Raw genomic sequence first — 16,493 nt, 5'->3', positions numbered from 1 at the left:
CAAAGCTACAACCAAACCTCAAGGTTTAAAAGGTGCATTTATTCGAATGCTTACATTCTTTTGTCCTGCTCCCAATAAATTACTTGCCAATGAGCCGGTTGTTGCAGCCAGTGAATTGACTATGACGAAAAACAAGGTAGATATGCTACGTATGACATTTGTCGCTGCCAGTTCCAACTCGCCCAAATGCTCAATAGCTACGAAGAAGGCAAACCATGAGGCTACACCAATAAACGGATTGAACATGTTCCAGATAGATACACGACAGACATGATGGAATATGTTTTTATTAAACTGCCAGTTCAGACCATAAACCTTTCTATCCATTTTTCGTAAAACATGGATAGACAATATTATCAATGAGCATAATTCTGCAAATGAAGATGCTATTGCAGCACCGGCTATTCCCATATCGAAATAAAATATGAGAAGCCAATTACAAGGTATATTCACCAATACTGCTGTGAAGGCAGCTTTGTTCAAGGGTTTTGTAAGTGTTATACCGACCAGGAAAGATCGTAACGCAAGAAATGGGAAAGAAAACATTAATCCCCAAATGCGCCAGTCCAGATAGTCAATAACAGCAGAATATACATTCTCAGATGCAATCAGATTGCTCAGGATTAAGGGAGAAAATATTTTCGAAATAGCGCACAGTAGAACTGCTAAACCCGACAGAAAAAATAATCCCTGAGAGAATGTCCTACCTGTTTCTGAATATTGCTGCTCGCCATTACGCCGTGCAATGACAACCTGTAAACCTATACTGAATCCGAAACCGAGCATATAAATGGCAAGATACCAGATTCCGGCAAGTGCAGATGCCCCCAATTCTATTTCACCAACATGACCTAAGAAGATAGCATCAGTTATATTAATAAGTTGTTCGATAAGGATGCTCATCATAACCGGAAAGTTGATGAGCCATATGTTTTTATATGTATAGTTCATTGTTCAACATGATATAATACAATAAGTTCTGTCAACTGGTAACATAACTTATTTGTAAAGTAATTATTTGATATAATGGCAAAATAAAGAAGTACAGACCTGTATTATAGGCCTGTATATTAACAATAGCTTGAATTGAGAATGCTATTCATTATGCGCAACTATATGCACAATTGCCATTTCATAGGTTGAACAATCTTTGTTTTTAATATCCTAGATACAAAGGTAATAAAAATAGAAATAGGTTAATGCTTTCCTGTAATTTTATAATCTTCCGTTGTCATTCCATTCTCCGTAAAGAAGTCCTTTTCGGGTATTTTCTATAAATTTGTTCAGGCGGCTTTCAAAAAGTTCGGGCTGATTTCTCTTAATTTGGATGGTATCAATTCTGATTCGCCTATATAAATCAGGGAATTGACAGAAGTTGTTCCACACTACCGGGTCAGATTGTAGTCTGTGTACTATATCCTTGTCTATGGTAAAACCATTAGGTGACATATCCGGTAGAACGGCTCTTCCGGCATCTGTCATCAATCCTAACCGTTCCATTCTTCGGCATCTTTCTTTATTTAGCTCAGACCAATTGCTTCTTGGCTTTCTGGGACAAAGTTTTTGTGCTGTTATATCATCGGCTATTTTCTTAGTAGTACTGTCTATCCAGCCGAAACATAGTGCTTCTTCTACAGCATCGATATACCAGAAAGTACTGTCATCCGTAGGTCTACCACGTTTCACGACTACCCAACATTCTTTCTCCGTTTTGTGGTTCTGAATAAGCCACTCACGTAGTTCTGCCCTTGATTTGATGTCCAGTAAATTATGTATTTCCATTGTTTGTTGTTTCAATTTGCATTTTGCAATGTTGGCTACCTCGTAAAATGGATTCGCATATTGTTACCCGAAATGCCTTGTCTTTCCATAATGAATGCAAGACGTAAAGAATGCTTTGCTTGGAACACTCACAAAGTAAGGGTGTGGAAACATATCCTTGCCGGTGAAGCATGCACGTACATTCCATAAAGTGCAGATAATACGCAGAACCTTTTTTAATGATTTCGCTTTTAACTCCCGGCAGTTTGTTTGCTTCTGAAAAGAAAGTGTCCAAATCACCATTTGCTTTTTCATATAGTTTCTGATAGATTTGCAGTGTTCCACATTTCACACAATTTTTCCCGCATTCTGAAAAGAATGTGGCGCGCTGTTCCTCGTTCAGACAGCTTATCCCTTTTTCGAATCCTTGGAACCAATCTGATAAAGTCATGCTATTTCTTTTTTAGATTTCAAAAATATAGAAATATTTTCAATATTCACTGGTGTGTTTCAAAAGATATTCCGATATTTTCTCAATGCTGTTGAATACTTTTCCTGGATTGCATTTTCCCAGTTCTTCTTGAATAGAATTTGTTACACACCAGGCAGCGGACAAGCATACCACGTTCACCATCCTGCATTGTATTATATCAGAAACAGTATCTCCGACATACACGATTTCTGCAGGGGAAAGATGGTAAATATTCAACAATTCATTCAAAGCTTCATATTTGGTATTTCGTTCTGCATTACCTGTTATGATTCTGTCGAAATCAGAATCCATCTCCAATTGCTGCAATGTAATCTCACAACTCTTCGCTCCTTTGCCTGTGACAAGTGCTACAATTAGGTTATTTTGTCTTAATTGAATAATTAGTTCACGTATACCTTGAAATGGCTGTGGACACATAAAATGATGCAATTTCATGTAAATAGGATAAAAATCTTGTAGGGCCTGTTTCCAATATTCATTTTTAATCACCTTTCTTATCATTCCTTCTTCGTTCAAACCGAAAGTCTTTATGATATCATCTTCTGATAAAGTCTGTGATATATATGGTTGTACAGCCATTCTGAAAGCTTTTATACATAGTGAAAGTGTATCCGCAATGGTTCCATCTAAATCGAAGGCTACCAACTTAATCTTGTTCATTAGGTACATTGATTTTACGGATGATTTTACAAGGATTACCCGCAGCCAGACAATCAGCTGGGATAGATTTTGTAACGACACTACCAGCACCAATGACACTTCCTTTGCCTATGGTGACACCTGGTAAAATGATGACTCCACCGCCAACCCAACATCCATCTTCGATGGTTACAGGAAGTGCATACGTATGGCGTATATATTTTATTCCATCAGGCGTTTCCACAGGTGTTAATCGTTTTTCCAATTCAACCGGATGGGTTGCTGTATATATTTGTACATTCGGTCCTATCAGTACGTTGTTTCCTATAGTAATTCTATTACAATCGACCAGTGTACACCCTGTATTGATGCTGACATTGTTGCCAATCGTTATGTGGCATCCATAATCACATACAAATGGACTGCCTACAGAAACATTCTTTCCAATATTTTCGAACATATCTTTCAGTATAGCATACTTTTTCTCTTTTGCATCGTAGGGCAAGGCATTGTATTCCAATAACAGTTTATGCGTCTTCGTCTTAAATTCGATAAAGACAGGAGCATGACAATCATACCATTCTCCGGACAGACATTTTTCCAGTTCTGTTTTCATAATCAGTTTTCTTTTAACTACAAAGGCAAAATTATACAAGTTTTTTGATTTTACTCTGTAATATTTTTCCTATAATCTGTATCTTTGTGAATATATACAAGCCCATGAAAAGAGAAAACTTACATCAGCCTTTCGAAATCACCCTCAGTGAGGTAGATGATACGAACTTGAAAGAACATGATCATACATTTTTTGAATTGGTGTATATTCTGACCGGTACAGGAATTCAATGGATAAACAACCATAAGTTTCCGTATCATGACGGACATCTGTTTCTGATTACTCCCGGCGATATTCACTCATTTGAAATTCATAACAGAACAACTTTTGTCTATATCAAGTTCAATGATATTTATATCCATTCTGCTGTTTTGGGTGATGATAATATTAAGAGACTGGAGTTTATTCTCCAGCATGCTAACCATCAGCCCGGGTGTATCCTAAGAAACACCACGGATAAACTGCTCGTCAAACCCATGATAGAGGCTATCATGCGTGAATACCGAAATAAGCATATCTATAGTACTGAGATAATTGCGCAATTGATTAATACAATAATTATAGTGGTAGCCCGAAATGTAGCTATGTTTCTTCCTGAAAGACTGGATGACAATTCAACGGACTTAGTACTGAATATCTTGCAATATATACAGTCCAATATCTGTTTCCCGGAAAAGATTAAAGCAAAAGAAATATGTCGGCATTTTGGTATCTCTCCCAATTATCTTGGAAAATATTTCAAGAAGCAGACCAATGAAACCATGCAACAATATATATTGAATTATAAGATGAAGATGGTGGAAAACCGACTTCTACATAGTGATATGAGGATAAATGAAATAGTAGAAGAACTGGGCTTCACTGATGAAAGCCACCTGAATAGATTATTCAAGAAATACAAGGATGTCAGTCCTACAGAATTCCGAAAAATAAATAAACTTTTATAGAATGATGACAAGTGGACTCAGATTTTATAAACCATGCCAGCAGTTGAGGGATTATATCAGATACTATTGGATATTTGAGAGTAATCGGCCGATCGAGACCTACACCTTCCCAATTGGTTGCCCTCAGATTATATTTCATAAAAAGTCGGCTTTATATATTCCCGAATTAAGTACGAAGCAGGATAAACTAACTATTAGTGGACAAGTTAACTTCTCGTCTCATATTAGTGCTACGGATAATATAGAGATGATTGTTGCAGTGTTTCATCCTTATGCCATGAGTACCTTTCTTAATGTTCCAACGTCTCTGTTCTATAATAGGGAAGTATCTGGTTATGGATTGGAGAATAAGGAATTAAATTGTCTTGCAGCGAGAGTCTTGGATTGTGAAGATAATAACTTTTGTATATATCTTATAGAACAATGGTTGCTTTCACAGTTAAGAATCAATTCTACATCAAGACGTGAACAGGATATTGACAGGATTATGACAGTTATCCGTCAAATGTATTCTAATCCTAATATTAGGATTTCTGAACTGGCATCTATTGCCTGCCTAAGCAAGAAACAGTTTGAACGTGTTTTTCTTGCCATGGTCGGTATGAACCCGAAAGAGTATGCACGAATCGTACGATTTCAGCAATCCCTTAAACTTATGCAAAACCAACCTGAAAGTATCAGTTTAGCGCAAATATCCTATCAATGCGGTTATTCAGACCAGTCACATTTTATACGTGAATTTAGAACACTCAGCGGATATACTCCCTTATCGCTAAGAGAAATATGTGAGCCATATTCCGATTTGTTTACCACTCCATTATAATGTCTCTTTTGTTCTATCCGTACTCAAACGTCCTTTTTATTTTTGTACCAGAATTAAAGTTACAGAAATGAAGAAAGAGATAAATCCCGAAACGACCACACGAGCATATGCATACAAGATGTGGATGCAGGCACCTATGCCAATGGTTACATTTTTCAAGACGGTAGATGTGACTAAACTTGTAAAAACTAGTAAAAAGAAAGGACTGAAATTGAATATGTTGATGTGTTGGTGTATTGGCAAAGCAGCTTCCGGAATTAAGGAATTCTATATACTTCCTGTTGGTGACAGATTGGTTCAATATGATACAATTGCCGTGAATACGATTGTAGCCAATAGAATTGGTGAAATAAATTCCTGTGATATTCCTTTTTCAGAAAATCTGATTCAATTCAATGATGATTATATCCGATTGACCAAACAAGTAAGAGAAAACTGTGAAAACTATGATTTAACTGAAAGTATGGTTATTGGTACCTCTGCTCTTGTAAATTATGAAATAGATGGTGCTGTTGGTATGTATAGTGGTATATTCAATAATCCATTCCTGATATGGGGAAAAATAAAAAAACGTTTCTTCAGGAAATACCTGACTATTTCATTTCAATTCCACCATACACAAATGGATGGAGCTCATGCTGCAAAGTTTTTAAGCAGATTACAAGAGATAATAGAATTTATTAGGTAAAGTTACCCTATTAATCGATAGGTTTTGTTATCTTTTAACAGATTGTTTATCATCAATATCATCATAATTCCCATTATGACCTACTTCCCATTCACGTTTTTCGCTATGACTGCCACCCCCAGCATCACGCATCTTGGTCTTGCCTGAGAAACGTGAAGCAGGTTTTGTTGGTTGCAGGTGTTTATTTCGTTCAATTTGTTTTACCGGCTGTTTCCTTAACCGTTCAAGATTGAACCTTTCTTCAGTAAGATTTATAATGATATGCTGCTTGAAATTTATAGCATAAGTTACATCTTCTTCCTGACGGATAGTGAAGCCTTCTTCATGTAGTCGGCTTCTGACAGAGGAAACATTTTCATCATTGAATATCTCACGCAAACGGTTCACTGCATCAGTGTAGTAGTATGTTCTTTCCGGAGATATATCTACTAAATCTGTCCGGGAAACCTTGAATATCTTACAAAGTAGATCCTGTTCAGCCTCAGTAGCCGGACTGAACATTTCAACCATGGCTATACGATTATTACGGTCGATAGCTTCTGCCATAAAAGGTTTCAACGGACGGCTTTGGCCATCAAAATAGATGATACCTTTCTTGATATAGGCACGCTGCTTCCTGATTTTACTGTATATTTCACCCTGGGTAATCTTCGGATTTAGTGTCAGTAACCGGTCAATATAGTCCTCAATTCGGTTGAACCGTTCTTCAGGAGTAGTAAAGTCCAGAAGCTCCTCTACAGCCAGTACTTTTGCACCATGAATAACGGTCTTGTTTGCATGATCAACAAGCATGTATCCGTATGGAGCATCCTTCTTGCCGAAGAACACAATGTCAATACCGAACTTCGTTTTCAGTTCCTTCTGCAGTTCCTCCTTGTTGGAACTTACATCACGGTATTTCTTTAATATGCTTCTAAGCTGACGGCAACGAGCCCTTTCCCGATAACCGCTCTTGAAAAGACTTTCTATTTCAGAAAAAGGGATTTCCTTCTGAACTTTTCCACCATGCTTGATGAATACATTCTCATCTTTCTGATAAACCTCATAGCCTATGGAAACCATGATTGCCTTGAACTGGGCAAAGGAAGATAATGTATATTGTTTGGCAGCATCAATATCATCTTCCGTTTTCTTTTTCCTGTCATTCCCAAGAATACGGTCTATGACTTCCTGGGAACGTCTGCGTTCATGGTTGTGCTGAATCTTTCTTCCATCAGGTGCCACTCTTGAAGTGACAATATGAAGATGGGTATTCTCCGTGTCATAATGGGAGTAAACAAGCAACGGTTGACCGGATTCTCCGTATCCCATTTCCTTGAGATACTGGTGTGCAAAACCCAGCAATTCATCTTCCGACATTTCGTGTCCCTTACATGATATGGCCATATGAAACTGTGGTTTCCTTATTCTGCTGTTCTGCGAACTATATTTTTGGAGATAACCGACCAGCTCACTTGGGGTAGGTTTATGAAATGTTCCGAGTGAACCGAAATTCTGAATCTCTATCAGCCGTGCAATACCTTTCGAGACTTTATATTCATTGTAACCGACAGCATGGAAGTTCGTGCTTCCCGGTAATATGATTGCTATCATATTGAATCTTAATTTATCAAGGTTTGAGTTACTGAGTAACCGAAATACTTCAAGTTCATTAATCTACGGTTACACAATAATAATATCTGAAATGATTGAATACCGTGTAACTAATAACTCAGATTTTGACTGATTTCTGTGTCAGAGAATCAAGGTCTTTCTTTATTCTGTTCAATGTTTCCTGAGTTTCAAGGATTACAGGTAACAGAACTTCCTGAATATAGCCGGGAGTGAGTAATCCGGCTACCGCAAGCTCATTAGCACGTTTAACCGACTGATTAAGGTTTCCTCCAGCCCAGGAAAGTTCATTCTGATATTTGCGGTAAAACAGACCGAGATCATTCATCAGTTCGAGCTGTCTTTTGGTTCCGATATTTGAATACTCTGCCAGTGCTGAACGTATATAATGGCTCACGGATGAATAGGAGGCAGATTTCTCCTTAAACTGTTGTACTTCCTCCGGTGTCATCCTTACCTTGATGTACTTGGTTCTCTGATTCTTCATACTTGGATACATTGGTGGTTAGGTTTCCCGGACCATCTTTCGCCATGCGAAACAGCGGCCAGCCGCTCCGATGCGCCAGCATTCGGCAAGTTACTTTTGTGAGTACGAAACGGAGTTTTGTGACCACAAAAGTACAACTTGCTTGGAAAACTCTGCACGGCAGAACGATGCCTTCCGGGAATGATTATTACACCCAAATTTACCGGAGAAAGCCGTTGCAAACCGAAATCAACAACACAATTCTTTGGAGGCATATTCCGGCTTACCATGTGCTGTAGCATCCGGTTGTTTTGGAATATCCATGTAGCGGAATATTGTTGTATATAGTCCTAAAACTTATCAAACCAATTTTCGTGTATTCAGAAACAGATGCTATAAGTATTATTCAATCTTAGAACCATAAAAATCGCAGTAATAAGAAATAATGTTTCGATATATATGGTTGGATAAACCAAAGTTTCAAAAACACACAAGATGTAGTTATATGGAATAGATGGCTATTGTTCTCATAAAACCTATATCCAATATAATATGTAGTCCTGATACCATGATAGTATGGTAAAAGTATCCTGATTATCTAAGTTATTGGAATCCTAATAAAAGGGAAAATAAAATCTTGTTGCTGATTCAGCTGATGAAATGGCTATCGGGAAATCTTATTTTATCTGAACTGTATTGCAGAAACATTCAGGTAGAATAACCCTGTAATCAGAGTTTGGAGATACCTCGTTATCATGATGATATAACACTGATAATCAGTAGAAAATCTACTCGGATAATAAGAAAATAGTGTTGCGCAAATTTCTGTATCTCATTGATTTTTAGTATATTTATATAATTAATAAACTCTTATACTCATAAATATTACACATTATGTTTGAACTGCTGTTGATTATATATCTGCTGCCGGTACTTATTATCGGTATGCTGCTCCTGAAACTAGTATTCTGGCTTTTTAGGATTGCCATACGTCTGACTGTCTGGTTGGTCAAGAAAACTTTCATTCTTATATGGAAGCTTATCGTACTTGTCTTTGCCATACTTATAGGCCGTGAAGTATTGCCCTGGAATCAACCGGACAAATAGAAAGAACCGTATCAGTGAGTGAAATGATACGGTTCTGATAAAGATAAGTAGAATCCTCCCTTTGTGTTAATGGCTTGTTTCAGTTTTCCGATTACATGAATCCTTTTCCCTTGCTTCTTTCATACACAACTTCCTTCTTGGAATCACAGTTCATAAGACGGAACTGAACCATACATCCTATAGGTATATCCTTGGGTAACTGTTCAACCAGTCTGTCGATAACCTGGTCTACATTACTGAAACCAATGTCTGTTATTTCACCGATAACGTCACCTTTGAAATATGCACGGCCATAGATCATCATCTTTTTGGTGATACGGAACATCTTGTCTGCCGGTGTCTCGAAGTCACGTGCCTTGCCTTGCTTGCTCTTCTTGCTGCTGAAGAAAATGAAGTCAATCACTTTGGCATTTAGTTCCCAGGCAGGAGTGAAGTCTATCTTGACATAGCCTCTTGTTATATTCAGTCCATGACTATGGTTCATGCCGAAAGCAACTTCATACAGATTGGCATCACAGTCGTTTTGGGCAATTGTAGCCCAGGTATGACGGAAAGTATAATAACAGTAGTAATCCTCTTTCTTCATTCCCATATCAGCACATATCTTTCTGATTCCAATGTTTACGTTGGCATTGAAACTGTCCGGATTGCTGTAACGCTTATGGAATTTGAAAAGATATTCATCATTCTCGTCTGAAAGATATTTGTCAAATGTGGCCTGAATGAACGGTTCCACGCGCATTTCAATATAGGCTTCGTCTTTCCGGCTGTGCTTTGTCTTAGCTCTTTTATATCCGATAATACCATCCTTGTAGTTTTCTTTTTTAAGCTCAAAAATATCTACGGTGTTTATTCCACCTAGACACAAAGATAGGAGTGCCACGTCTCGGCCCAGTTCCGGAAGAGAGGAAATCATTTTGGTTTCCGGTAGGGGGCGATTGAAGAATTCCCTACATGCCTCTGCACTGATGGCCCTTTGGACCGTACTGTCAGATTTAGGAATAGATACCTTTAACCAAGGATTGTATTTGATTCGCACGATACCACGTTCTTCATCGTTCAGCTCTATAAGTGCCCTTTTGAATATCTGTCTTAAACAAGTCGGATACATTTCTTTCGCCCTGTTCGTCAACGAAAGGCTATTAATCCATCTTGTCAAAACAGAAGATGACAAGTGAGTAAACATCACTCTGGTTGTTCCCAAATATCTTTCAAGGTGGTTTACAGCCAGACGATAGTTCTTAGCATTACGTTCATGTCCTTCAGAGGCCATACGGTTAATGAACCTTGTTGCATAGTCACTAAAACATATTTCTTCATCTGAATGGATAAGAAATTCAATTAGTTCAGCAACAGAATAATTTGAGACATCCTTACGGTTTATCATATCGCTATAACGTAGGATTTCTCGTGAACAATATTCGTTGACCACAATATCCTTGATTTCGCCATTCTTGGTGATTTGCTTGTCCGTAATGAGTTTATCGGTTTTAATATAACCCATTCTTGAACGGTGGACAACACGAATGTACACTGGATAAAATCCGTCAGCTCTCTTTTTTCTTACGACTACTTTAAATGTTGCCATATCACATTGATTTATAAGTTATTAAATGGTGTATGCGTTGGTGTATGCGCCACTGTTCAAAAGTGTATGCGTGGTGTATGCAAGTACCGTTTATTTGGCTCATTTTTTGCGGACAAATGCACGAACCGCCTAAAAACAACTTAGGCTGTAACGCCTGATAAACAGTTCGTTACAGCCTAAATCAAATATTATCCTATATTGCTTATGCTTCCTCAATAGCAGCCTGCGCCGCAGCCAGTCTGGCAATAGGCACGCGGAACGGAGAACAAGACACATAGTTCAAACCAACTTTGTGACAGAATTTCACTGATGAAGGCTCACCACCATGCTCACCGCAGATACCGCATTTCAAATCAGGACGAACTGAACGGCCTTTATCTACAGCCATTTCAATCAGCTGGCCCACACCATTTTGGTCGAGTACTTGGAATGGGTCTACTTTCAGAATCTTCTTTTCCAGATATACCGGCAAGAAAGAAGCAATATCGTCACGGGAATAACCGAATGTCATCTGGGTCAAGTCATTGGTACCGAATGAGAAGTATTCTGCACGGCTGGCAATGCGGTTGGCTGTCAGCGCAGCACGCGGAATTTCAATCATGGTACCTACCTTGAACGGAATTTCCATACCTTCTTTTTCAAATAATGCTGCTGCTGCATCACGGATCACCTTTTCCTGAGCTTCGAATTCATACAGGATACCGGTCAAGGGAACCATAATTTCGGGATGCGGATCATATCCTTCTTTCTTCAGTTCAATTGCAGCACCTAGAATCGCTTGAGTCTGCATCTCTGTGATTTCGGGATAGGTGTTACCCAAACGACAGCCGCGGTGACCTAACATCGGATTGTGTTCACACAGGCTTTCCACACGTTTTTTGATTTCCTGTACGGTTACGCCCATTGCCTTAGCCATTTCTTCCTGACCTTTTGCATCATGGGGAACGAACTCATGCAAAGGAGGATCGAGCAGACGAACATTTACCGGACATCCGTCCATAGCCTTGAAGATACCTTTGAAGTCGGCTTTTTGGAAGGGGAGCAATTTAGCCAATGCTTTTCTACGTCCTTCTACATCCGGTGACAGGATCATCTCACGCATAGCGACAATCTTTTCAGCATCAAAGAACATGTGTTCCGTACGGCAAAGACCGATACCTGAAGCACCAAAAGCGCGGGCCACTTCCGCATCATGCGGAGTATCAGCGTTAGTGCGGACATTCAGCTTGGTGTATTTGTTGCAAAGATCCATCAATGCAGCGAAATCGCCTGAAACTTCGGCTGCTTTGGTTTCCACTTTACCTTTATATACTTCACCGGTAGTACCGTTCAGAGAGATGAAGTCACCTTCTTTTAAAGTAATACCTTCAATTTCTACGGTACGTGTCTTATAATCTACATTGATAGCACCAGCACCCGATACGCAGCACTTACCCATACCACGGGCCACAACCGCAGCGTGAGATGTCATGCCGCCACGTGCAGTCAGGATACCTTCGGCAACGGCCATACCTGCCAGGTCTTCCGGCGAAGTTTCGATACGTACCATGACCACCTTTTTGCCATCGGCAGCCCATTTAGCAGCATCATCGGCGAAGAACACAATCTGACCGGTAGCGGCACCCGGGGAAGCGGGCAAACCACGAGTCAAAACTTTCGCTTCTTTCAACGCTTTCTTGTCGAACACAGGGTGAAGCAGTTCGTCTAATTTATTAGGTTCGCAACGCTCCAATGCTGTTTTTTCATCAATCATTCCCTGGCGCAACAAGTCCATGGCGATTTTTACCATGGCAGCTCCGGTACGTTTACCGTTACGGGTCTGCAAGAACCATAATTTACCTTCCTGTACGGTAAATTCCATATCCTGCATGTCGCGATAGTGGTTTTCCAGTTTGGTCTGCAGGGCATCCAGTTCTTTGTAGATTTCCGGCATAGCTTCTTCCATAGAGGGATATTTGGCTACGCGTTCTTCTTCAGAAATACCTGCACGTTCTGCCCAACGCTGAGAACCGATTTTTGTGATTTGTTGCGGGGTACGGATACCGGCTACAACATCTTCACCTTGTGCGTTGATCAAATATTCGCCATTAAACAAATCCTCACCGTTACCTGCGTCACGAGAGAAGCAAACACCGGTAGCCGAAGTATCACCCATGTTACCGAATACCATGGCTTGTACGCTTACAGCAGTACCCCATTCGGCAGGAATACCTTCCATTTTGCGGTAAAGAATGGCGCGTTCGTTCATCCAGCTGCGGAATACAGCACAAATGGCACCCCAAAGTTGTTCGTATGCACAGGTCGGAAAATCTTGTCCGGTCTGTTCTTTTACAGCAACTTTAAAGCGTTTAACCAGTTCTTTAAGGTCTTCCACTTCCAATTCGTTGTCGAGCTTCACACCTTTTTCTTCCTTTACTTTTTCGATAATTTCCTCGAAAGGATCGATGTCTTCCTTGTTCACCGGTTTCATACCCAATACCACGTCACCATACATTTGTACGAAACGACGGTAAGAATCCCATGCGAAACGGGGGCGTCCGGTCTTGCGGCTCAAGCCTTCCACCACTTCGTCATTTAAACCTAAATTAAGGATGGTATCCATCATACCCGGCATAGAAGCGCGGGCACCCGAACGTACAGAAACCAGTAACGGGTTCTCTACATCTCCAAACTTGGAATTCATCAGATTTTCGATGTTGGCGATAGCTTTCTCAACATCCGCTTTCAGCAGTTCTACTACTTTATCTTTACCTAACTCATAATATTCGCTACAAACTTCTGTGGTGATTGTAAATCCCGGAGGTACGGGAACACCGATTAGATTCATTTCAGCCAGGTTAGCGCCTTTTCCACCAAGCAGATTTCTCATGTCTGCTTTTCCTTCAGCTTGTCCATTACCAAAGGTGTAAACTCTTTTTTTATCCATAATAAATGTATTTAAAGTTAACTCGCTCAAAAAATGTAATCGCAAAACTATACATATTTTAGTTATCTCCAAACCTTTTACTGAAAAAAAATAGTGGAAATTGCAATTTCTACTTTGCAATTTTAATATCTTACGATTTATGAGGCAATATTCAGGGAAAATGCTTAAATTTGTCCCCAAATTAACTTATTCAGAAAAGTGGCTAGAAAGAAGAAAGAACTTCCATTATTAGAGAAGATAACCATAACAGATGTAGCTGCCGAAGGAAAAGCTTTGGCGAAAGTGAATGACCTGGTAGTATTTGTGCCTTATGTAGTGCCCGGTGATGTGGTGGATTTACAAGTGAAGCGTAAGAAAAATCATTATGCAGAAGCTGTGGCTGTGAAATTCCATGAGTATTCTCCTGTGCGTGCAGTACCCTTCTGCCAGCATTATGGTATATGTGGTGGTTGTAAGTGGCAGTGTCTGCCATATACAGAACAAATAAAGTATAAGCAAAAGCAGGTGACGGATAATCTGACCCGTATCGGCAAGATCGAATTGCCGGAAATTTCACCTATCATAGGGTCGGAAAAAACGGAGTTTTACCGTAATAAGTTGGAATTTACGTTTTCTAACAAACGTTGGCTGACAGAGGAAGAGGTAAAGGAAGATGTGAAGTACGATCAGATGAACGCCGTAGGTTTCCACATTCCCGGTGCATTTGACAAGGTACTGGCTATAGAAAAGTGCTGGTTACAGGATGATATCAGCAACCAGATACGCAATGCGATTCGTGACTATGCATACGAACACAATTATTCTTTCTTTAATCTGCGTTCTCAAGAAGGAATGCTTCGCAACTTGATGATCCGTACTTCGAGTACGGGTGAGCTTATGGTGTTGCTGCAATGCAAGATTGTGGAAGAGAGCGAAATGGATCTGATGAAGCAACTGCTGGCTTTCGTGGCAGAACGTTTTCCGCAGATTACTTCCTTATTATATGTAGTCAATAACAAATGCAATGATACCATTAACGATCTGGAGGTAATGGTGTTCAAAGGCAACGATCATATTTTCGAGGAAATGGAGGGGTTGCGCTTCAAGATAGGAGCAAAATCATTTTATCAGACTAATTCCGGACAGGCGTATAATCTTTATAAGGTGGCCCGTAATTTTGCCGGATTGACCGGTAAAGAATTGGTGTATGATCTTTATACAGGGACTGGAACCATAGCCAACTTTGTTTCACGCCAGGCAAAGAAAGTGATTGGTATCGAATATGTGCCTGAAGCAATAGAAGATGCTAAAGTGAATTCGGCAATTAATGGCATTGACAATACCTTATTTTATGCCGGTGACATGAAGGATATCCTCACTCAGGAGTTTATCAACCAACATGGTCGTCCTGATGTTATTATCACTGATCCTCCGCGTGCCGGAATGCACGATGATGTGATTAATACAATTCTTTTTGCTGAACCTCAGCGGATTGTGTATGTTAGCTGTAATCCTGCCACCCAGGCACGTGATTTGTCTTTGTTAGATGCCAAATACAAGGTGATGGCCGTGCAACCCGTAGATATGTTCCCTCATACGCATCATGTGGAAAATGTGGTGTTGCTGGAAAAAAGAGGATAATCCGGATAGTTCAATTATAAATTGTTTAAACAGTAAATAGAATTATGTCAAGAGGTAAGAATAGTGATTCCGGCAGGCCAAAGGCGAGAAGTGTTGCCCGATATACTATATATAATGTGACGGAGCCCGCTGAGCTGATGGATTTTCTGATGCGGAAAATGGCGGGAATCAGTCGTAGCAAGGTAAAGGCGTTGCTTGCCAACCGCGTGATTTTGGTAGATAATGTGATTACTACCCAATATAATTTCGCATTGAAACCAGGTATGAAAGTGCAGATATCCAAGGTGAAGAATAATCGTGAGTTTAAACATCCGATGCTGAAACTGGTATACGAGGATGCTTATATCTTGGTGGTGGAAAAGAAGGAGGGACTGCTTTCTGTCAGCACAGAACATCAGAAGGAGCGTACTGCACAACATATTTTGAATGAGTATGTAAAACGTTCACATCGTTTCAACCGCGTATTTGTAGTACATCGTCTGGACCGTGAAACTTCGGGGTTGATGATGTATGCCAAAGATGAAAAAACCCAGAATACTTTACGTGATAATTGGCATGATATTGTGACGGACCGCCGTTATGTGTCTATCGTTTCTGGTGATATGGAGAAAGATTACGGTACTGTAGAGTCTTGGTTGACCGACCGGAAATTGTATGTCTATTCCAGTCCTGTAGATAATGGGGAAGGTAAGTTTGCGGTCACTCATTATAAAACAATAAAGCGGGCCAATGGATATTCATTGGTGGAGTTGGATTTGGAAACAGGACGTAAGAATCAGATTCGTGTGCATATGTTGGATTTAGGTCACCCTGTTGTTGGTGACCGGCGCTATGGCAGTGAGTGTGATCCTTTAGGACGATTGGCGTTACATGCCTTCAAGTTATGTTTCTATCATCCGGTAACAAAAGAGTTGATGGAGTTTGAAACTCCTTATCCTACGGCATTTAAAGGATTAATGCAGAAAAAATAGAAAGTTTCTTCTGTTAAAATTAAATATAAGGCTTCTTTGCATTTATTTTGGGCAGAGGTTAAGAATAAAAAAGCAATATCTATCCATTTACCAAACTGTAGACGGATGGATATTGTTGTTTTTAGAGATTTGGCAGTTTCATTATTAAATTGCCTTTCTTAATGCAAGAATGGTCATGTAGTCCGTAAGCATTCGGCCTCGTGCGTGTTTCTCTCCAAGTTATAATAAAGTCAAAAG

At 39.7% G+C, this 16,493-nt stretch carries 14 protein-coding genes and 1 pseudogene; 6 read left to right on the top strand and 9 right to left on the bottom strand.

The window, feature by feature from the left end; genetic code table 11:
- Positions 1-57: 57 nt before the first annotated feature.
- The 5 genes and pseudogenes from ACT8YW_RS17300 to ACT8YW_RS17280 all read right to left on the bottom strand — a co-directional run.
- Positions 58-951, bottom strand: a pseudogene (locus ACT8YW_RS17300) (MATE family efflux transporter); the annotation flags it as partial.
- Between the two features lie 264 nt (positions 952-1,215).
- Complete coding sequence (locus ACT8YW_RS17295; protein ID WP_118935736.1) at positions 1,216-1,782, bottom strand: YdeI/OmpD-associated family protein; 567 nt, start codon at positions 1,780-1,782, stop codon at positions 1,216-1,218.
- A complete protein-coding gene (locus ACT8YW_RS17290; protein ID WP_118935737.1) occupies positions 1,769-2,212 on the bottom strand; it encodes a hypothetical protein in 444 nt (147 codons plus the stop codon). The genes ACT8YW_RS17295 and ACT8YW_RS17290 overlap by 14 nt, the downstream gene beginning before the upstream one ends.
- A gap of 39 nt (positions 2,213-2,251) precedes the next feature.
- The gene (locus ACT8YW_RS17285) at positions 2,252-2,914 is read right to left on the bottom strand and encodes an HAD family hydrolase (protein WP_118935738.1); all 663 of its coding nucleotides are present in this window, start codon (positions 2,912-2,914) and stop codon (positions 2,252-2,254) included.
- Complete coding sequence (locus ACT8YW_RS17280; RefSeq protein ID WP_118935746.1) at positions 2,901-3,509, bottom strand: sugar O-acetyltransferase; 609 nt, start codon at positions 3,507-3,509, stop codon at positions 2,901-2,903. The genes ACT8YW_RS17285 and ACT8YW_RS17280 overlap by 14 nt, the downstream gene beginning before the upstream one ends.
- 104 nt (positions 3,510-3,613) lie before the next feature.
- Between ACT8YW_RS17280 and ACT8YW_RS17275 the strand changes: the two genes are divergently transcribed.
- The 3 genes from ACT8YW_RS17275 (at position 3,614) to ACT8YW_RS17265 (ending at position 5,967) form a co-directional block, all read left to right on the top strand.
- Complete coding sequence (locus tag ACT8YW_RS17275; protein WP_118935747.1) at positions 3,614-4,456, top strand: AraC family transcriptional regulator; 843 nt, start codon at positions 3,614-3,616, stop codon at positions 4,454-4,456.
- 1 nt (position 4,457) lies between these two features.
- Positions 4,458-5,279, top strand: coding sequence for a helix-turn-helix domain-containing protein (locus ACT8YW_RS17270; protein ID WP_118935739.1), 822 nt, complete (start codon positions 4,458-4,460; stop codon positions 5,277-5,279).
- Positions 5,280-5,346: 67 nt separating this feature from the next.
- Positions 5,347-5,967: a CatA-like O-acetyltransferase, family 2 gene (locus ACT8YW_RS17265; RefSeq protein WP_118935740.1), complete on the top strand. Its 621-nt coding sequence runs from the start codon at positions 5,347-5,349 to the stop codon at positions 5,965-5,967.
- Positions 5,968-5,994: 27 nt separating this feature from the next.
- Here ACT8YW_RS17265 and ACT8YW_RS17260 read toward each other — a convergent pair whose 3' ends face one another.
- Positions 5,995-7,560, bottom strand: coding sequence for a relaxase/mobilization nuclease domain-containing protein (locus ACT8YW_RS17260; protein ID WP_118935741.1), 1,566 nt, complete (start codon positions 7,558-7,560; stop codon positions 5,995-5,997).
- Positions 7,561-7,678: 118 nt separating this feature from the next.
- The gene (locus ACT8YW_RS17255) at positions 7,679-8,065 is read right to left on the bottom strand and encodes a plasmid mobilization protein (RefSeq protein WP_118935742.1); all 387 of its coding nucleotides are present in this window, start codon (positions 8,063-8,065) and stop codon (positions 7,679-7,681) included.
- 873 nt (positions 8,066-8,938) lie between these two features.
- Between ACT8YW_RS17255 and ACT8YW_RS17250 the strand changes: the two genes are divergently transcribed.
- The gene (locus ACT8YW_RS17250) at positions 8,939-9,151 is read left to right on the top strand and encodes a hypothetical protein (protein ID WP_118935744.1); all 213 of its coding nucleotides are present in this window, start codon (positions 8,939-8,941) and stop codon (positions 9,149-9,151) included.
- Positions 9,152-9,242: 91 nt separating this feature from the next.
- Here the strand turns inward: ACT8YW_RS17250 and ACT8YW_RS17245 are convergent, their stop codons facing one another.
- A complete protein-coding gene (locus tag ACT8YW_RS17245) occupies positions 9,243-10,739 on the bottom strand; it encodes a tyrosine-type recombinase/integrase (RefSeq protein WP_118935745.1) in 1,497 nt (498 codons plus the stop codon).
- 202 nt (positions 10,740-10,941) lie between these two features.
- Positions 10,942-13,665: a pyruvate, phosphate dikinase gene (ppdK, locus tag ACT8YW_RS17240; RefSeq protein ID WP_057249706.1), complete on the bottom strand. Its 2,724-nt coding sequence runs from the start codon at positions 13,663-13,665 to the stop codon at positions 10,942-10,944.
- A gap of 198 nt (positions 13,666-13,863) precedes the next feature.
- On the opposite strand from ppdK, the gene rlmD reads away from it, so the two are divergent.
- Both rlmD and ACT8YW_RS17230 read left to right on the top strand, forming a co-directional pair.
- Entirely contained in the window at positions 13,864-15,285 is a 1,422-nt protein-coding gene (rlmD, locus tag ACT8YW_RS17235) for a 23S rRNA (uracil(1939)-C(5))-methyltransferase RlmD (RefSeq protein WP_005840015.1), read from the top strand.
- Between the two features lie 44 nt (positions 15,286-15,329).
- Positions 15,330-16,256 carry an RluA family pseudouridine synthase gene (locus tag ACT8YW_RS17230; RefSeq protein WP_005840017.1) on the top strand — a complete coding sequence of 309 codons (927 nt, stop codon included), beginning with the start codon at positions 15,330-15,332 and terminating at the stop codon, positions 16,254-16,256.
- The last annotated feature ends 237 nt before the right edge of the window (positions 16,257-16,493 follow it).

The organism is Bacteroides sp. (assembly GCF_052357945.1).
Classification (GTDB): domain Bacteria; phylum Bacteroidota; class Bacteroidia; order Bacteroidales; family Bacteroidaceae; genus Bacteroides.
This window is presented reverse-complemented; position numbering and strand designations above follow the sequence as displayed.